Consider the following 17,877-nt stretch of genomic DNA (forward strand, 5'->3'; position numbering starts at 1 on the left):
GGATGGCGGCGAGATCGCCCCGGGCCATCACCCGCTCGTCGTGCGCCGGGTCAGCTGTCGCGGCGCGCGGTGGCCATGCGGATGACGCCGTAGACGATGACCGCTACGACCGCCACGATCGCGATCTTCGCGATCAGCCAGGCCAGGGAGAACAGCACATTCACCAGGAACCAGGCGATCACGACCGCCACGATCACGGTGATCCAGGTTCCGAGCGAAGACTTCATGCCTTCACCGTATCGTTCGTTCCCGAGCGCGCGCTCGACGCGCGGATCAGGTGGTGTCAGAGCACCGGCGCGGATACCTCACGCGAGACCACGCTGGAGCCGTCCGCTCGCACGCTCACGCGCAGTCGGGCGGGGATCTGGTCCTGCATGGCCTCCACATGGCTGATCACGCCGACGGTACGGCCACCCTGACGCAGTTCGTCCAGAGTGCGCATCGCGACGTCGAGCGTCTCCACGTCGAGCGAGCCGAAGCCCTCGTCGATGAACAGCGTGTCCAGCTGCACGCCACCCGCACGCGAGGTGACCACCTCCGCGAGGCCGAGCGCGAGCGCCAGCGAGGCCAGGAAGGTCTCGCCTCCGGAGAGCGAGGTCGCGGGTCGTGAGCGGCCCGTATGGGCATCGACCACCTCGATGCCCAGTCCGGACGCGGCGTTGCGGGCCGCGCGCTCGTCGGTGTGGGCGAGCGTGTATCGCCCCGAGGACATCTCGGCGAGCCGAAGGTTGGCGGCCGCGACGATGTCCTCCAGTTCGGCGGCGAGGACGAATGTCTCCAGGGACATCTTGCGGGTGTTGGGTTCGCGACCGGCAACGGTGTCCGCGAGCCGAACGATCACTGCGCACCGTGCTTCGGCCTCGCCGGTCTCCCGCAGGGAATCCTCGGCATCCTTCGTTGCGCGCGACAGCTGTTGCACGGCCGATTCGGCCCGGGCGGCCTCGGCGGCAGCATCCGCGCCGACCGCACGGGCCGCGGCGACGGCATCCTGGGCGGACGTCAGATCGATCGGGTCCTCCGGAAGCATCTCGAGCTCCGCCTGGAGCAGGACGGCGCGCAGATCCCGGAGGGTCGCGTCATGGGTGCTGAGGACGACCTCGAGACGGTCACGCTCCGCTCGAGGCAGGAGGTTGGCGCGCGCTTCCTCGGCGGATTCGATGCCCGCACGCTCCAGCACCTCGGCGAGCGCCGTTCGGGCGTCGGCGAGCGCTGCGAGACGGTCCGCGCTGTCATCGAGCGCCTCCGCGAGCGCCGCGGCGGCGTCTCGGACCTCGGTGAGCCTCGAGATGCGCTCGGCCACGGTGGCCGCACCGGCGCGCGCCTGCGTGATCGTCTCCGATGCCGCCCGCACGCGCTCGGTGATGGCGTCGTGGGTCGACTGCAGGTCGGCGCGCTCTCGGGTGAGGACGGCGAGCGCGGCTTCCTGCTCTTCTCGGACGCCGGTGAGCTTCTGGAGCTTCTCGGCGAGGTTCGCGGCCCGTGAGAGCGCGGCATCGGCCGTTTCTCTGGCCGAACGAGCCGCAGCGACGAGCTCCTGGAGGGCGTCGGTCTCCTGGCCGCCGGCCGCAGCGAGGGCCGCGGCATACGCGTCTCGGACGTCCCGCGCGGTGTCCGTTGCGGTCTGCGCAGCCGCCGCGGCAGCCTCCGCAGCATTCTCGGCCGAGGTGATGTCGGCGTCCGATATCACCTCGCCATCACCCGCTGCCGGTGCAGGGTGGTCTGGCGAGCCGCACACCGGGCAGGCTTCTCCGTCGTGAAGATCGCGAGCGAGCTCGGCGGCGTGCCCGTCGAGTCGGCGTCGCATCAACTCGGTGAGTGCGGCGCTGGTGCGAGTGCGAGCGTCGGACGCCGCCGCTTGCGCTTCCTCCGCGCTGCGCAGCCGGGGACGGATCGCATCGGCCTGACGCGCGGCGGCGAGGGCCGTCTCCAAACGCTCCTGCTCGGCGACTGCTGCGGGCTGGGCCGCGGCCGCTGCCACGGCCTCGGTATGGAGATCGGTCAGTGCGCGCAGCTCTTCGGGAATCTCGGCGAGCCGGACGGTCACGTGCCTGATCCGCTCGTCGATCGCCGTCAGATCATCGTGCGCCTGGCGCTGCTGCGCGGCGAGATGATCGGCGTCCTGTTCGAGTCGATGAGCGTGAGCCAGAGCGCCGAGCAGCTCCGACGCGCGCGATGCCGTCGCACGCAGCGCGGCGATATCGGCGGCACCCGGCGTGACTTCCCCGGCACCCACACCGGTGAGATCATCGCCGGCGCCATCCCCGGCGTCCGCCGGATCGTCCGGGGGGCTGTCCGCGGCCTGCGGACCTCCGGGGCGCTCATCACGCGCCTCCGACGGCAGATCACCGCCCGCACCCGCAGCACCCGCGAGATCGTCGTCGACGACGAGTTCCCAGCGTGATCGTGCCTCGTCCACCGCTGCAGCGGCGTCGCGATGGCGTCCTTCGGCCACCACGAGAGCGTCCAACGTCGCCCGCGTCTCCTCCGCCCGCTGAGCCGCGAGCAGCCGCGCGCGATCCTGCTCCCGAGCAGGCACCGCCGCCTCAACCTCGGCCAGCTGCGCGCGGGCGTCGTCCCGACGCCGTTGCCCCTGCCGCTGCACTTCCAGCTCCGCGGCGACGCTCGCGAGCCTGTCCTGTTCGGCCACCAATCGCCGGGTCTCCTCGCGGGCGACGTCGCGGCGGTACTCCGCTCGCGGCAGCGCCTCCCGGATGACGTCGAGCCGTTCCGGACGACTGAGCCGCATCGCCCGGACGACGCCCCCGCCTGCCGGAACGCCCCCACCTGCCGGAACGCCCCCACCTGCTGGAACGGACGCCGCGCCGCCCTCCCGGACCCCTGTGCCGAAGGCGGGATCCGCGTCGGACTCATCGTGCTTGGGGGCTCCCGCCGCCGAAGCCGCCGTGGCAGGGGCTCCGGGAGCTGCCTCTGTCGAACCGGCCCCCGAGCCGGATGCCTCTCTCGCAGGCGCCTCCTCCGGGTCCTCGTCGAAACCGAGGTCACGAATGATGCGCTCGGCGGCGTCAAGCCGGGCATCCGTCACAGAGACACTTCCGGCAAGCTCCGCCTCCGCCGCGCGCCGCCGCACCTCGAACGCATCGGCATAATCCTGGAACCGACGGGTACCGAACAGCGTCTGCAGCACCTTGCGTCGTTCGTCGTTTCCCGCGAGCAGGAACTCGGCGAAACGGTTCTGCGCGAGGAGGATCACCTGCAGGAACTGCTCACGCGACAACTGCAGGATCTCGTCGAGGTCATGACCCACATCGCGAGCACGTGCTGACATCCCCTGCCAGCCACCGTCCTCCCACCGGGCCAGCTGCACGGCAGCCGCCTGCGTTGTCATCCCCTCGCCGCGCTGCTTGGGTTTCAGATACTCGGGATTGCGGATCACCCGATACCGGTGATCGCCCGCGCTGAACTCCAGCACCACCTCGGTGGGCTCCTCCGGCGCGCTGTGGTCGCTGCGCAGGCGCTTCTCGCCGCTGGAGTAGCGCGGAATCGAACCGTAGAGCGCGAAGGTGATGGCATCCAGAATGCTGGACTTGCCCGCGCCGGTCCGACCGGAGATGAGGAAGAGTCCGTCTCCCGCGAAGTCATCGAAATCGATGTACTGGCGCTCGCGAAACGGACCGAAACCCTCGATCTCCAGACGGTGAAGCCTCATACGAGCGCCTCAGCGCGGGCGTGCTCGTCCAGGATCTCGCGGATCAGCGCACGTTCGGCCGGGCTCGCTCCTTCCTCCGCCCGAACGTGCACCAGGAACGCCTCGATACGCTCCTCGTCCGAGGTGGCGGCCCGGAGCCGCTCGCGGTACGTGGCCGTCGTCTGTACCTTCGCGCCGTGCGGCACGTGAACCACGACCGCGCAGAACGGGAAGCGCTGCTGGAGCCGGCGCATCGTGTCGCGCTGCGGTGTGCGATCGGTGTACTCGACCGACACCCACGCATCTTCCACACCGGAATACGCGGGATCTGTCAGCAGCGCGTCCAGCGTGTCTCGCAGCACGACCAGTCGTCGTGGCACGGGCAGCGGCAGCCACTCCACCTGCCTGAGCCCCTGCGCATCCAGGTCGACGAGCCAGGAGCCGCGCGGCTTGTCGCGCTCTCCGAAGCTGTAGTGCAGCGGCGCCCCGCTGTACCGCACGCGATCCGACAACTGCTGGCGTCCGTGGATGTGACCGAGCGCCACATAGTCGGGTCCGTCGAAAGCAGACAGCGGCACCATGTCGAGACTGCCCTGCCGCACCTCGCGTTCGACGCCCGGCGTCGCCTCCACGCCCACCGCGAAGCAGTGTGCAATAGCGACCGAGCGCACACCGCGACGCTGGATCGACGCGCGGACGAGAGACATCGCGTGGCCGATGGTCTGCGCCTGGGACCGCAGATCCGCCCCCTCCCAGGTGTTGCGCACGATCGCGGGTTCGAGATACGGAATCCCGTAGAAGTCCACCTCGCCGTGCTCGTCACGGATGGTGAGCGGGAGATCCAGCGCGAGCGGGTCGGTGACGACGTGGATGCCCTCGCGCAGGAGCGCGGACTGGAATCCGAGCCGAGCGGCGGAATCATGGTTACCGCTGGTGACGATGACGGATGCTCCCGTGTCGGCCAGAGCGCGCAGCGTGTCGGTAAGCAGCGTGTAAGCGGCAGCGGCGGGTGTCGATGAGTCGAACACATCGCCCGCCACGATGACGACGTCGACGTCGTTCGCCCGCACCTGCTCGACCAGCGCGTCCAGCACCTCACCGAGCGCGGCCAGGGTCGGGTTGCCGTGGAAGGTCCGCCCGATGTGCCAGTCAGAGGTGTGCAGGATTCGCATGTCTTCACCGTAGAAGGGGCCTCCGACATTGCTGCGACGGCGAGCCGACAACGGCCCGGAGACGCCGATCGGCCGGTGCCCGCGCGGGCACCGGCCGATCACACACGAACGCGGTGAGGATCAGTAGTTCTCGTCGATCGAGACCATCCAGCTGACTCCGAAGCGGTCGATCAGCATGCCGAACTCGGCGCCCCAGGGGGCCTTCTCCAACGGCACCGTCACGGTCCCGCCGTCGGACAGTCCGTTCCAGAATCCGCGGAGCGACCCCTCGTCGGATCCGGAGACCGAAACGGACACTCCCGCCGGCGCCACCCACTCCATGTGGCTCGGGGTGTCGGAGCCCATGAGGACGAAGCCATCGGAAGTGGTGAGCTGGGAGTGCATCACCAGCGACTGCTCGTCCTCCGGCACACCCATCCCACCGATATCGGCGAAGGTCATCACCTGCAGGTCGCCCCCGAAGACGCTCTGATAGAACTCCATAGCCTCGCGCGCGTTCTGATGGAACGAGAGATAGGGGTTGAGGGTGGACATATGAGGCTCCCATCCGCGCGTCGATCTGATGCGCACGAAGGCCAGTGTGGAACCGCCGCGTCCCGTCGGCAATACCCGCCGGTATATTCCTTGCGTGGTGCCGCTCAGCGGTCGCGATGATCCTCCGGATGCAGTCGCGGCGCTCGCCTCGGCTCCCCGAGTCCGGCGGCGCCGATCAGACGGATCACCCGCTGCCGCTGCCCCTTCCACGGCGCGAGCAAGCGCAGCATTCCGGCGTCATCCGTGCGCTGACCCGCCAGCGCATGACCGACATGGTGCGCCAGATGGAAGTCGCCGACGCTGACCGCATCGGGATCGCCGAACGCCCGGATCCGCACCTCCGCAGACGTCCACGGGCCGATCCCCACCAGGGAGGTGAGGATGCGCTCGCGTTCACCGGCATCGGGCGCTGACTGCACCGCGTCGAGCACCGATGACCCTCGCGATGCGGCCAGGACGATCGTTCGCGACTGGGGCGGCTCGACGCCCGCACGGTGCCAGGCCCACGACGGAATGCGCCGCCACTGATCCCAGGTGGGCGCCACGCGCAGCGGCCGCGGCGCGGGAGACGGCACCGTCTCGCCGTATCGCGTGATCAGATATCGCCAGGCGCCGTACGCCTGCATGGCGGTGACCTTCTGCTCCAGCACCGCGCTGACGATCACCTCGGTGAGGCCCGAGCTGGCGCCGATGCGGAGCCCGGGATGGCGTCGGTGAGCCTCAGCGATGATCGGATTGACCCCTGGGTCGAAATCCTCGGGACGATCTTCCGCACCGCAGAGCCGCGGGACGGTGTCGAGTGCCTCCGCCGCGCCGCTCCCCCACGCAGCCACGAGCACTCCATCCGTGTTCTGTCGCAATGCCAGGACGGCGGGTCCCGCGGGGGTGCGCAGCGCGCGCCAGATCACTCCGCCCGCGACGAGCATGGTGGGGTCAGTGCCACCGCGCCGGTGGATCCCGACCGTGCGCATCAGATCGAGGTCGTGCCGTGGTCGGTATCGCATCTCCCGGCGGGCAGGAACACGCACAGACCGCTCGACGACGGATCTGCGCGGCAGCGTCCGAGGCGGCGAGAAGGTCATGCGATCACGCTACGCCGCACCTCCGACACCGGCCGCCGCGAAACGGCCGACACGAAGGGGCGCGCTCAGAAGCGGTCGGGCGAGGGCGTACCCGAGCCGTAGCGGATCACGACGTCGGCGTGGCGGTCGAAACGGTAGCCGACACCGCGCACGGTGCGCACGATGTCCTCATAGCGTCCGAGCTTCGCGCGCAGGCGACGAACGTGGACGTCGATCGTCCGCTCGCCCGGAGCATCCGCATCGCCGGCGCTCCACAGCGAGGAGACCAGCTCGCTGCGCTCGATGGTTCGACCCTCGCGCAGCACGAGATACTGCAGCAGCTCGAACTCCTTGTAGGTGAATCCGGCGGACTCGCCGTCGATCACGACGCGCTTGCGAGAGATGTCGACGATGACGCGGCTGGCCTCGTCGTCTTCGGCCGTGGTCGGACGGTTGCGGGCGACGGCACTCGGCTCGTGGAGCGCCAGACGGACGACGTCCACATCACGTCCGCCCGCGCTGGTGGGAGCGAGGGCGACGGTGGCGTAGGTCTCCGCGGAGGGCGACAGTTCGGCGAGCGTGCGGCGCAGAGCGTCGACCAGAAGCGGGAGGCTGACACCGTCGGCAGCGGCCTTGAGCTCATCGATGCCGACGTAGAGGGCGAAGCCGCGGGGCGAGGGGCCGGTGGTCACGATGTTCTCGGTGCGAGAGACGGCACGCAGGTGCGGCTGGCTGACGGGGGCGGTACGGGCGGGTGCATCGATGTAAGCGAGGTTCGACATGATGATGAGAAGTCCTTGGAGGGGTTGCCGAAAAGGCGAGTGATGAGCTTGCTGCGAGGTGGGGCCGTCATCGGCCGGCGCCTTCGCTCAGCGCCTCCTGGTGTGGGGCGGAGCGGCGACGCGGGGTCCACATGTCTCACGCCAGATTGGAGCGTGGAATCGGACCGAGCGAGAGCTGCAGGTTTAGCGGCACATTCGGCAACACATGCCAACACGGCCGGCCATCATCATGCCGGCACTCCCGTTCGCCTCCCAGGCGGACACAGGATATGCGTTGTTGGTCATGTGGGCATTATGACGAGACAAGTCCTTCCATGTCAAACTGAGGCATGCTATGTGCCCCCTGTGAGCGCCTGGCGATGACAGTTCTGGGCCACTAGGGTCGGAGCATGAAACTCGCCGAAGCCCTGGCCCTGCGCGCGGATCTGCAGCGGCGGATCGAGCAGTTGCGAAGCCGGATCATCCAGAACGCGCGCTACCAGGAGGGTGAGCCACCGGCCGAGCAGGCGACGGATCTCCTGGCCGAGGCCGAGCGGTCTGTCGAGCGGCTGCGCCTTCTCATCTCCGCCATCAACACCACCAATGCCGCGATCGATCTCGGTGCCGATGGCACGATGACCGAAGCCCTGGCCGCGCGTGACACCCTGCGTCTGCAGCACTCGCTGCTGACGGCGGCGGCTGATGCCGCGAGCCCGGCCGGTTTCCGCCAGATGCGATCGGAACTGCGTCAGATCACCGCCTTCGACGTCGCCGAGGTGCGCTCGCGCGCCGATGACGTGGCGCGCCGGCTGCGGGAGCTGGACGGACGCATCCAGCAGGCGAACTGGCTGCACGATCTTCGTGATGAGGCGGGAGTGATCTCCCAGGACGATTGAGCGGAGTCGGTAGTCGACGACAGCGGACACACCACCCACGAGCACGGGTATATGTGCTCACTGTCTGGGTCTGAGCAGCCCATCCATCACGGTGCACGCTCAGCACACAGCACCTGTGACGGTGCATCGGGACAGAGCATCACCACGTGTCGGGTCGTCGATGAGGGCGGGTTCGGGGACCTCCGCTGAACGTCGACTGCGCATCTCGCCTGCGCCGCGCTTCCCCCGCCCGCGACGGGCGTACGCTGTCTCGATGACTGATCTGGAGTTCGCGCGCGAGCGGGATGCGATGCGCTTCACTCTGCGCCGCGGCGACGAACTGCTGAGCGTGCTGGACTACCGCGATGACGGCCGCACGATCGCCCTCACACGGGCCTACACCGTGCCGACGCATCGTGGCCACGGATACGCGTCCGTGCTGGTGGAGCGCGCGGTGACGGATCTGGAGGCCGAGGGCGACCGAGCGGTGCTGCCGGTGTGCTGGTACGTGTCCGACTGGTTCCGCGACCACCCGGAGCGCCGCGCCATCCTGGCGGCGCACAGCTGACGCCGGCTCAGCGCAGGTTGCGCTCCAGCAGGAACTGCTCGATGCGGATGACCGACGCCTCCGGGCGGACGATGAGCGCCGCGTGGCCGCGGCCGGGAAGCTCGGTGAGCACACCATCCGGAAGCAGAGAGAGCACCTTCTCGCTCCACTTCTTCGGCACGACGTGGTCGTTGGCACCGCGCAGCACCAGCACGGGAACGTCCATTCGCGGGTAGGTCCGCTCGGGCCGATGAACAACGGTGGCGCGTGCCTTGCGGATCAGGTTGGGCCCGGCTTTCAGGTACTCCGCGGCGCCGCGGACGAAGGTCAGCGGATGTGCGCTGACGATGTCTCGAGCCAGGCGCAGCGTCTGTCGCATCAGTCCGCGAGCGCCGGAGTCGGTGGTGGGAGCGACGAGCACGGCAGCGCGCACAGTCGAGTCGGGGTGGCGGGCAACCGCTTCGGCGACGATCTGCGTTCCCATCGAGTGACCGATGAGAACCACACGCTGCAGCCTCCGATCGGCGATGAACGCGGCGACGAGGTCGCCGAGCTCCTCCATGGTGGGAGTCCGAGTCGGCTCGGGTGCATCGCCGAAGCCGGGCAGGTCGAGCGCGATCACACGACCGGCATCGGTCAGGCGCTGCGCGATCTCGATGTAGGCGGCACGCCCGAGACCGAAACCGTGGACCACGATGAACGTGAGGACGTGCGGCCCGGCGAGTTCTTCGGCGACGAGTTCGCGACCCTCGAAAGAGAAGTTCGTGACGCTGGCGTCGGATTCGGAGAGTTCGGGCTCAGGCAGGTCATCGGCCCCGGAGTGCTGCTGCGCACTGGTCGAGGTCATACCGACTCCTTCCTGGCGATGTGGGAACGCGACCGGAAATGGGGTGGTCGTCCTGTGCCCCCCGGCGTTGACGACCACCCCGCGCGGTCTCGATGAGCTCCGGCGCCTGCAGCGTTACCGCTGCTGCTGCGATCGCCCCCACGACGATGGCAGCAGTCCAGATGGGCGATCCGAGAATCACCCTGTCGTTGCCCGCGGGGTCGGGGAACGACGGATTTCTCCTCATTATGCATGCCCCACCTGGGGAACAGCAGATTGCGACAAGCCGCACCCCTCACGAGAGCGGATCGCCGGGGCCCTTCGAGGTGCGGAGCCCGCGTTTGTCGACGATGCGCTCGCACACGGCGAACACCGCGGTGGAGACGACGGGCACGAGCAGGATCGATGCCGTGACGTCCGTGGGGTGATGCACTCCGAGGTACATCCGCGACCACGCCGTCACCAGTGCCAGAACCGCGGCCAAGGCGATCACCGCGACGACCGGCGCCGTGCGGCGGGTGCGGCTCAGCACGGTCCACACCAGCGCCATCCCCAGCGCGGCCGCGAACCCCGTGTGGCCGCTCGGATAGCTGGCTGACAGGGGTTCGCTGATGATCTGGTTCACGAGCACGCCAGAATCCGGTCGTGGGCGGGAGACGATCGCCTTGACGAGGTCGACCGCAAGCCACGGCACCACAACGAGCAGGCCGAATCGGGCCGCCGACCACACGCCTCCCCCGCTCACGCCCACCACGATCGCGATGATCAGCGAGACGATCACCGCTCCCACCGGCCCGAAGCCGATGTTGATCACCAGCGCGATCGGCGAGAGCCACGCGTTGTGCATCGCGCTCAGATCACGCAGGAACGACAGTTCTGCCTCGTTGATGACCGTACTGTCCCGAATAAAGATGCCCGCCACGGCGATCACGATGGTCGTGACGAGGGCGATCGGAATCCAGACCGCGGGTCGGGGTCGGGGAACCGGGAGGTCGCTCATCCCGCCAGCGTGCCATAGCCACCCGAGCGGTTCCTGCTGACGGATCGTGAACCTTCGCCCAAGGTGAGGACATTCTCATACAGGCGAGATCGCCCATCGACGCCCGCCCAGCAAACGCATAGATTGAGGACCATGATCCCGCTGATGACGCTGCTCACGCTGGCGCTGTTCGTCACGTCCCTGGTGGACATCATTCTGCGCGACTCGAGCAAGGTGAAGCACCTGCCGAAGGTCTTCTGGATCCTCATCGTGATCTTTCTTCCCCTGATCGGAAGCCTGTTGTGGTGGATTCTCGGTCGCGAGTACGACAGCCCGCGCATGCCGACGGCGCGCACCCAGCGCCCCTTGGCAGAGCCCGGATACACGTCACCACGCACGGCGGATACCCGAACCACCGAGCAGCAGATGGCCGACCTCGATCGCGAGATCGAGGAGTGGCGCCTGCGTGAGGAGCTGGAGCGTCGCCGCCGCGCGAAGGAGGGTGGGAGCACTCCCGCCGCGGAATGAGCGCGGCCCCCGCTGTACGATCTTCCTCAACGATCGGCGGACTGCTCGGTCGGTCCTGAGGGGGAGTTGCGATGAGCGACAACAGCGCTGACCAGCCGACGAACGAGAATGCGCCCGATCAACCGGCCACGCAGCCGCCGTATCCGACGCCGACGATCGACTTCGGCGACGCACCAGTGACGGCACCGCAGCAGCCCTCCTACGGCCAGCCGCCGGAACCGGTGCCATCGGATGGCGGCATTCCCCCGTACGTCGGGACACCGTATGGAGCGCCGAATCAGCCCACCGATCCCTCCGGTGCCCCGCAACAGCCGACCCCGCCGTATGGCGCGCCCCAGCAGCCGACCCCGCCGTATGGCGCGCCCCAGCAGCCGGCCCCGCCGTATGGCGCGCCCCAGCAGCCCCTCCCGCCCTACGCCTCCCCGACCCAGCCTGTCGCACCGTATGGCGGCCCGGCGGTTTACCCCGGCGCCCCCGCGGGCTCCGGCGGTCCTGGCACCCCGACATACGGATCGACTGTCGTCCCCGACCGCCCGAACCGGACGGGACTCATCGTCGGTCTGATCATCGCCGGTGTCGCGGTGCTCGCGATCATCGTGGTGATCATCGCCCTTGTCATCGGCTCGATCCGCGGTAGCGCGGCGCACGATGGCACCCCGCTCAATCAGCCCGCCAACGGGGATGCCGCGACGGCGGCGGAGGAGGCCGTGCAGGGCTATTTCGATGCCCTCATCGACTCGGATTCGAAGAAGGCCCTCTCCTACCTGGATGACACGGCCGGGTTGGACAAGACCTTCCTCACCGACGAGGTGCTGGAGTACTCCAACAAGCTCGCCCCGATCACCGACGTGGAGATCGACACCGACGACGTTCGAAACTACGGCGGGTACGCCACGGTCGACTTCATGGTGGGCGACAACGCGGTGTCGGAGGACTTCCTGATCTCCATCGACAAGAAGGGGCGCGCGAAGCTCGCCTCCTACAACATGGTGCAGACGCTCTACCTCTCGCAGAACCAGTTCGCCCTCGAGCTCAATGGCATTCCGCTGACGACCGACAGCGCCGATCTGTTCTTCGGCGTGTACCGAGTGACCCCGGTCAACAAGAACTTCACGCTCCCGGGCGGCGGCCAGTTCGCCGTCACCCCGCTGAACGCGTCACTGCCGCGCTCGAGTGAGATTCAGTTGACGGATGACGCCCGCGCCAAGGTCATCAAGACCGTGAGCGCCGCCGTCACGGAATGCCTGGCAGAGAAGACGGTCGAGGCGGGCTGTGGGCTCTCCCTCGATGCGTCGGAAGCCGGCGACACCATCGCCGAAGTCACCCGCAGCATGGATGAGGACTCCCTAAGCCGTCTCGCCGACCCCACGATCGACGTCTCCTACGACGCGGTCGGGGTGGAGGTGACCGACTTCGGCTCGGTGGACTTGGCGGCCACCTGCACGAAGGACGGCGCCACCGCTCCGTGCCAGGTGTACAGCGCTCCGGACTTCTATCGGGTGACCGTCGACATGTCGGGCGAGACGTGGAAGCTCACCTGGGAGAACTTCTGATCACCACCGCGCTCACTCCTCTCGCGTCTACGCTGGAGGGGTGAGCTCACCCGATTCGGCTTCGTCAGCATCCGACGGCGACCCCATCTCCCCTGAGGATACCGTCGGCGCGGCGGACACGGCTGACGCCGAACGCACGACCGGATCACGACGCGGCGCTCGCCCGACTCCGAAGCAGCCACGGCCGCATCGCCTGCGGCGCGTGCTCGGCTGGGTGGGGGGCAGCGTGCTCGCCCTCATCATCGGTGCGGGCGCCGGCTTCCTGATCTGGGCGAACACGGGCGTCATGGCGGCAGAGCCCGATCCGCTGGCGGCTGTCCGCGCCGATCCCGAGATCGAGCTGGTCGATGAGGGCACCGCCTGGGTCATGCGACCCACCGATGCCGCCGATGGCACGGGGCTGGTGTTCATCCCCGGCGCGAAGGTGGCCCCGGAGGCCTACGCCGCGACCTTCCAGGCCCTGGTCGATGACGGCACCACCGTGGTGATCACCAAGCCACCGCTGAACCTGGCCATCCTCGATCTGCGACCGCTCTCACGATTCACCGAGCTGGTGCCGGAGATCTCCGACTGGGCGGTGGGCGGCCACTCCCTCGGCGGTGTGAAGGCCTGCCAGTTGGTCGGGGGCGCCGGTGTCGAGCGACTCATCCTCTTCGCCAGCTACTGCTCCAACGACATCTCCCAGACCGGGTATGACGTGCTCAGCATCTCCGGCAGCGCGGACGGGCTGTCCACGCCGGCGAAGATCGAAGCGGCCTGGCCCCTGCTGCCCGCCGATGCCGCGGCGTTCGTGCTGGACGGCGGCAGCCACGCGTCCTTCGGAGCGTATGGACCGCAGGCCGGCGATGGCACGCCCACCATGCCGGCTGACGAGGCGCACGCGCGCATCTCGAGCGTGGTGCACGCCTTCCTCACCGCACCGTAGGCCTCAGCCGCGGCGAGACCTCATCGCCGCCGTCTGCGTGAGTTCCGTCGACGCGGCGAGCCGGTCATACTCCGCGCTTCCCATCGGCACGAGCGCCACACGTCCCTCCGCGTCGTGATGCGTTCCCCAGCCGTATCGCTTTCCGAGGGCGCTCGCTCGCAGGCACGCCTGCCCACGGGAGAAGAACTCCTCCCGTGCCGCGGGGCGGTCTGACTCGGCGATGCCGGCGCGGTCCGCGTACACGGTGAAGAGCACGTCGTCCGAGGTGAACTCGTACGGGTGATCGTGCAGCATCGCAAACTGTCGAGCCGCGATGCTCGGCTTGTCCGCATCGGCCGGCGGCGCCTCGGCGGCCACCGCGCGGCTGTCCGGTGCTACGGCGATGAAGGTGTCGACGTAGTTCGTGGTGTGCATGACGACATCCTCACACGGGCCACGGACGCCCGCGCCCTATTCGCCGACGGTACCCGTCTGCGGAGCCAGATCCACGGGACCGTAGCGCAGCGTGAGCACGCCGAGCGAGGAGGTGGTCGCCGGTGCCAGTAGCCGAACGTTCGCTGGCGTCGCCCCCTCGGGGAACACCCGCTTGCCCTGTCCCAGCACGACCGGGTACGTCCACAGTTTCAGCTCGTCGTAGACCTGAGAGGCGAGCAGTGTCTGCACCAGATCCACGCTTCCGATCACGTGGATGCTGCGATGCCGATCCCGCAGCGCATCGACCTCCGCGGGGACATCGGCACCGATCCGCGTGGTGTTCTCCCACTCCGGTTCCCATTCGCTCCGGGAGGCCACATACTTCGGGACGGCGTTGATGATGCGTCCGATCATCCCCTCCGGGCCGTCTGTGTGATTCGGCCAGTACGCCGCGAAGATGTCGTAGGTGCGCCGCCCCAGCACCAGCGCATCCATCGACTGCAGACCGGCCACGATGTCCGCACCGATCTCCTCATCCTCGAACGGCGCCTGCCATCCGCCGAACCGGAACCCGTTGCTGGGATCCTCCTCCGGCCCGCCCGGCGCCTGGACCACACCGTCCAGGGTGCTGAAGAGGTCGATCACAATGCGCCCGCGCGCGTCTTGTTCGCTCATGTGGACAGTCCACTCCCCGGAGGCCCGCCCCGCAAGACCCTCAGCGGGAGCGGGAGAACAGGGCGAACGCGCCTACCGGAGCGGACCCGATCATCAGCACCGCGCCCAGCACAGGATCCGATCCGTGCACCACCGCGCCGCCGATGATCAGCCCGGCGAAGACCACCCCGGCGATCACTCGGCGCGCCAGCCGCTCGACCCGTCGCTCCAGCCGAGACGTGTCCACCACCAGCCGGCCTTCGTCCAGCGTGGTAATGAGCTTGTCCGCCCGCTGCGGCAGCCGAGCCACCACGGCGGCGACTTCCACGGCCTGCTTTCCGAGCCCGCGCAGAGCGCCGCCGGTCTGCCGACTCATCAGGCCCATCGCGTAGGGCTCCGTCGCGTTCCAGATGTTGAACGCCGGATCCAGCGCGCTGCACACTCCCGAGGTCAGCGACACAGCCCGGATGAGCAGGAGGAAGTTCTCCGGGAGCTGGAAGGGCAGCTCCCGCACGACGTCGCCGAACTCACGAGCGAAGTCGCGGAACTCCCGCGGATCGACCTGCTGCAGCTCCGCGAACCCCATCCCCCCGAATCGATCGAACAGGGCGGTTAGCGCTCGCTCGAGCTCCGCCGTGTCCGCGGACGGCAGCAGCATCCCGACGTCGCGGAAAGCACGAACCACACCGGCTCCGTCTCGGGAGACGACCGCGATGACGGCGGTCTGCAGGCGCTCGCGCAAGTCGCCGGAGACTTCGCCCATCATCCCGAAGTCGATGAAGGTGAGGCGGAACCCGTCCTCCACGCTCGCGTCAGGTGTCACGAACACGTTGCCCGGGTGCGGATCCGCGTGGAATGGGCCGTCGAGGAAGACCTGGTCCAGCATCGCGGTCGCGAAGGCGTGCGCCACCGCGGTCGGATCGATGCCCGCGGCCCGGAGCGCCGCCACGTCGCTGATCTTGATCGCAGAGACGTCCTCCAGCACCAGCACGTTTCGCGTCGTGCGCTCCCACGCCACGCGGGGTCCGCCGACGCCGGGCCGATCGGCCGTGTTCAGCGCGAACCGCTCCGCGCTGGCCGCCTCATGCAGATAGTCGATCTCGTCCCGGCTGACCGCCGCGAACTCGGCGACGAGCGCGGGAGCGTCGACCCGACGCGACACCATGCGCACACGCGCCAGGATGCGACCGATGCGCTCGAGAGCAGCAAGATCGGTGTCCACGATCCGCTCGATGCCCGGGCGCTGGATCTTCACCACGACGTCCGCGAAGCCCGCGATCTCGGCGTCCTCGGGGCGCAGCACCCCGCGATGCGCCTGTCCCAGCGACGCCGCCGCGAGCGGGACAGGATCCAGCCGCTCGAAGGCGCTGTCCAGCGGCACTCCCAGACTCGCCTCCGCGGCGTGGCGGATCTCATCGAAGGGCACCGGAGGGGCTTCATCCTGCAGGTCGGCGAGTTCGGCCGTCACCTCGGGCGGGAGGACGTCCAGCCGCGAAGAGAGGAACTGCCCCACCTTGATCATGAGCCCGCCGAGCTCCACGGCCAGCGGATGGAAGCGGCGGGCGATTGCCACCATGCGACGCGTGCGGGAGCGGTTCGCGAGCGCGCGCAACCCCACGGTGGGCAGCACCAGCTCGTACCACCACGACTGCACCAGCACACGCGTGGCGAACCGCATGATGCGGCGATAGCGCCCGCGCAGCGCGGGATCGACCCGCGCGTGCGTCGCTGGTGCACCCGCCTCAGCGATACCGAGCTGACGTATCACCGCGTCCGCGGCGGATCCTGCGGTCGAATCGCGCCGGTCCTCCGCCATCACTCCTGCGCGAGAATCGCGTAGAGCTTGCGGCGCGCGTCGTCGAGCACGGCGATCGCCTCCTCGACCTGAGCAGGGCTGCCGTCGCGTCCGACCTGCGCTGCGGCCTGCGCCAGCTTCGCGCCCGCTTTCGGCAGGGCGAGGTTGTGCGAGGGTCCGCCGGATGAGGCCGAGCCCTCCCAGGGTGCCGCGCCCTCGCTGGCGGCCGCGGCCGAGCGACCCTCGTCAGTGAGCGAGTACGTCTTGCGGCCGTCGGCTTCGTCGGCCTCGATCAGGCCTTCGTCCGCCAGCAGCTGCAGCGTGGGGTACACGGATCCGGGGCTCGGCTTCCACGCTCCATCGCTGCGATCGGCGATCTCCTGGATGATCTGGTAACCGTGCATCGGCTGCTCCGCGAGGAGCGTCAGGATCGCCGTGCGCACATCTCCGCGCGCCATCCGCGGCGGCGCGAACCGGCGCTCGAAACCCTCGCGCAGCTGCTCCATCGCGTCCCACAGGCCGTTCATCGGATTGCCGAATCCGGGCATCGAGTTGGTTGCGTTCATGATCGTCTCCTTCTCCGCGTCGATCGCGCCGACGCATCAAGCGATATATACCGATATATCGCTTCCTCGCTGCCGTCACCAGAGACCTCGGCGCTCTCTCAGCCGACCCGCAGGCGACAGGGGCTGGCAGGCGCTCCGCTTGCGCTGTCGGCGGCCCGGCGTAGGGTGGGCGCCATGCCCGAGCTGCCCGCCCCCTGCCTGCTGTGTCGTGGGGAGCGCGCCGAGCGCGCCGATGGTGCGATCCGGTGCGCCCGATGCGGCTGGCGATTCGGCGACGCACCCGACCCGGATCTCCCTCCCCCGCGCGTGGACGTCGTGTACTACCTGCGCTGGCGCGACCGAATCAAGATCGGCACCACCGCCAATCCACGCCAGCGTCTCGCCGCCATCAGGCACGAGGAACTGCTGGCGTTCGAACGCGGCGATCGGACGCTCGAGCACAGTCGGCATATCGAGTTCGCGGAACTCAGACTCGGCGGCGAGTGGTTCGCGGCCGCGGACCCCCTCGTGACACACGCGTCGCGGCTCCGCGGGGATCGGGAACCCTGGGACAGCTACCTTCGCTGGTTCGCCACCGACCTCGCCGCGATCACGGGGTGACGGCGGGCTCTTGGTCCTCGTAGCCGATCAGCCAGCGCACGCCCCAGCGGTCGCGCACCTGACCATCGTGGGAGCCCCACGTGGTGGCGTCCAGCGGATCGATCACCGTGCCGCCGTCGGCGAGCAGGTCGAACCACCGGGTCAGGGTCGCGGCATCTGCCGTGCCGAGCAGGGCGATGGCCACGCCGCGGATGTCGACAGCGTCCTCGTCGCCGGACGCATCAGTCGCGAACAGCGTCACCGGACCATCGAGGGAACCGTGGGCGATAGCGTCAGCCGGCCCGTCCGCGCGGCCGAACTCCGCATAGGTGTGCTTCGTGACCTCGCCACCGAAGACGGACTGATAGAAGTCCAGAACCTCGCTCGCGTTGCCGGGAAACCAGAGGTACAGCGTCGGTGATGTCACGATGCTCCTTCGTTCGTGTCTCGCCCACCCTACGT

At 68.8% G+C, this 17,877-nt stretch carries 19 protein-coding genes; 6 read left to right on the forward strand and 13 right to left on the reverse strand.

Annotated features, from left to right (window positions below):
• Positions 1–50 precede the first annotated feature (50 nt).
• The 6 genes from ABTV68_RS17100 to ABTV68_RS17125 all read right to left on the reverse strand — a co-directional run bounded on the left by ABTV68_RS17100 (position 51) and on the right by ABTV68_RS17125 (position 7,195).
• Positions 51–227: a hypothetical protein gene (locus ABTV68_RS17100; RefSeq protein ID WP_433674888.1), complete on the reverse strand. Its 177-nt coding sequence runs from the start codon at positions 225–227 to the stop codon at positions 51–53.
• A 56-nt stretch (positions 228–283) separates the two neighbouring features.
• A complete protein-coding gene (locus tag ABTV68_RS17105) occupies positions 284–3,667 on the reverse strand; it encodes an AAA family ATPase (protein ID WP_433674889.1) in 3,384 nt (1,127 codons plus the stop codon).
• Positions 3,664–4,818 carry an exonuclease SbcCD subunit D gene (locus ABTV68_RS17110; RefSeq protein ID WP_433674890.1) on the reverse strand — a complete coding sequence of 385 codons (1,155 nt, stop codon included), beginning with the start codon at positions 4,816–4,818 and terminating at the stop codon, positions 3,664–3,666. Before ABTV68_RS17110 ends, ABTV68_RS17105 begins: the two co-directional genes overlap by 4 nt.
• A 120-nt stretch (positions 4,819–4,938) precedes the next feature.
• Positions 4,939–5,352 carry a VOC family protein gene (locus ABTV68_RS17115; protein WP_433674891.1) on the reverse strand — a complete coding sequence of 138 codons (414 nt, stop codon included), beginning with the start codon at positions 5,350–5,352 and terminating at the stop codon, positions 4,939–4,941.
• A gap of 104 nt (positions 5,353–5,456) precedes the next feature.
• Entirely contained in the window at positions 5,457–6,434 is a 978-nt protein-coding gene (locus ABTV68_RS17120) for a DNA-3-methyladenine glycosylase family protein (RefSeq protein WP_433674892.1), read from the reverse strand.
• A 65-nt stretch (positions 6,435–6,499) separates the two neighbouring features.
• Positions 6,500–7,195, reverse strand: coding sequence for a winged helix-turn-helix domain-containing protein (locus tag ABTV68_RS17125; RefSeq protein ID WP_433674893.1), 696 nt, complete (start codon positions 7,193–7,195; stop codon positions 6,500–6,502).
• Between the two features lie 389 nt (positions 7,196–7,584).
• Between ABTV68_RS17125 and ABTV68_RS17130 the strand changes: the two genes are divergently transcribed.
• Positions 7,585–8,070: a DIP1984 family protein gene (locus ABTV68_RS17130; RefSeq protein ID WP_433674894.1), complete on the forward strand. Its 486-nt coding sequence runs from the start codon at positions 7,585–7,587 to the stop codon at positions 8,068–8,070.
• A 253-nt stretch (positions 8,071–8,323) separates the two neighbouring features.
• A complete protein-coding gene (locus ABTV68_RS17135) occupies positions 8,324–8,617 on the forward strand; it encodes a GNAT family N-acetyltransferase (protein WP_433674895.1) in 294 nt (97 codons plus the stop codon).
• 7 nt (positions 8,618–8,624) lie between these two features.
• Here the strand turns inward: ABTV68_RS17135 and ABTV68_RS17140 are convergent, their stop codons facing one another.
• Both ABTV68_RS17140 and ABTV68_RS17145 read right to left on the reverse strand, forming a co-directional pair.
• Positions 8,625–9,443: an alpha/beta fold hydrolase gene (locus tag ABTV68_RS17140; protein ID WP_433674896.1), complete on the reverse strand. Its 819-nt coding sequence runs from the start codon at positions 9,441–9,443 to the stop codon at positions 8,625–8,627.
• Between the two features lie 274 nt (positions 9,444–9,717).
• Positions 9,718–10,422 (reverse strand): phosphatase PAP2 family protein, encoded by a 705-nt coding sequence (locus tag ABTV68_RS17145; protein WP_433674897.1) that lies wholly within the window; start codon positions 10,420–10,422, stop codon positions 9,718–9,720.
• Between the two features lie 132 nt (positions 10,423–10,554).
• Between ABTV68_RS17145 and ABTV68_RS17150 the strand changes: the two genes are divergently transcribed.
• The 3 genes from ABTV68_RS17150 to ABTV68_RS17160 all read left to right on the forward strand — a co-directional run bounded on the left by ABTV68_RS17150 (position 10,555) and on the right by ABTV68_RS17160 (position 13,407).
• Positions 10,555–10,929, forward strand: a complete 375-nt coding sequence (locus ABTV68_RS17150) for a PLD nuclease N-terminal domain-containing protein (RefSeq protein WP_433674898.1) — start codon at positions 10,555–10,557, stop codon at positions 10,927–10,929.
• 71 nt (positions 10,930–11,000) lie between these two features.
• On the forward strand, positions 11,001–12,482 hold the full coding sequence (locus ABTV68_RS17155; protein WP_433674899.1) for a hypothetical protein: 1,482 nt from the start codon (positions 11,001–11,003) through the stop codon (positions 12,480–12,482).
• Between the two features lie 40 nt (positions 12,483–12,522).
• A complete protein-coding gene (locus ABTV68_RS17160; protein ID WP_433674900.1) occupies positions 12,523–13,407 on the forward strand; it encodes an alpha/beta hydrolase in 885 nt (294 codons plus the stop codon).
• A 3-nt stretch (positions 13,408–13,410) separates the two neighbouring features.
• Here ABTV68_RS17160 and ABTV68_RS17165 read toward each other — a convergent pair whose 3' ends face one another.
• The 4 genes from ABTV68_RS17165 to ABTV68_RS17180 all read right to left on the reverse strand — a co-directional run bounded on the left by ABTV68_RS17165 (position 13,411) and on the right by ABTV68_RS17180 (position 16,836).
• On the reverse strand, positions 13,411–13,821 hold the full coding sequence (locus ABTV68_RS17165; RefSeq protein ID WP_433674901.1) for a DUF6157 family protein: 411 nt from the start codon (positions 13,819–13,821) through the stop codon (positions 13,411–13,413).
• A gap of 36 nt (positions 13,822–13,857) precedes the next feature.
• Complete coding sequence (locus ABTV68_RS17170) at positions 13,858–14,496, reverse strand: dihydrofolate reductase family protein (RefSeq protein WP_433674902.1); 639 nt, start codon at positions 14,494–14,496, stop codon at positions 13,858–13,860.
• Between the two features lie 40 nt (positions 14,497–14,536).
• The gene (locus ABTV68_RS17175; RefSeq protein WP_433677638.1) at positions 14,537–16,153 is read right to left on the reverse strand and encodes an ABC1 kinase family protein; all 1,617 of its coding nucleotides are present in this window, start codon (positions 16,151–16,153) and stop codon (positions 14,537–14,539) included.
• 137 nt (positions 16,154–16,290) lie between these two features.
• Positions 16,291–16,836: a PadR family transcriptional regulator gene (locus tag ABTV68_RS17180; protein WP_433674903.1), complete on the reverse strand. Its 546-nt coding sequence runs from the start codon at positions 16,834–16,836 to the stop codon at positions 16,291–16,293.
• 174 nt (positions 16,837–17,010) lie between these two features.
• Here ABTV68_RS17180 and ABTV68_RS17185 point away from each other — a divergent pair, with 174 nt between their 5' ends.
• Positions 17,011–17,436 (forward strand): GIY-YIG nuclease family protein, encoded by a 426-nt coding sequence (locus ABTV68_RS17185; RefSeq protein ID WP_433674904.1) that lies wholly within the window; start codon positions 17,011–17,013, stop codon positions 17,434–17,436.
• On the opposite strand, the gene ABTV68_RS17190 is transcribed toward ABTV68_RS17185, so the two are convergent.
• On the reverse strand, positions 17,426–17,842 hold the full coding sequence (locus ABTV68_RS17190) for a VOC family protein (RefSeq protein WP_433674905.1): 417 nt from the start codon (positions 17,840–17,842) through the stop codon (positions 17,426–17,428). The two genes, ABTV68_RS17185 and ABTV68_RS17190, sit on opposite strands and share 11 nt — an antisense overlap.
• Positions 17,843–17,877 lie beyond the last annotated feature (35 nt).

Origin of the sequence: Microbacterium gorillae (genome assembly GCF_050990725.1) — a bacterium.
In the GTDB taxonomy this organism is placed as follows: Bacteria; Actinomycetota; Actinomycetes; order Actinomycetales; family Microbacteriaceae; genus Microbacterium; species Microbacterium gorillae_A.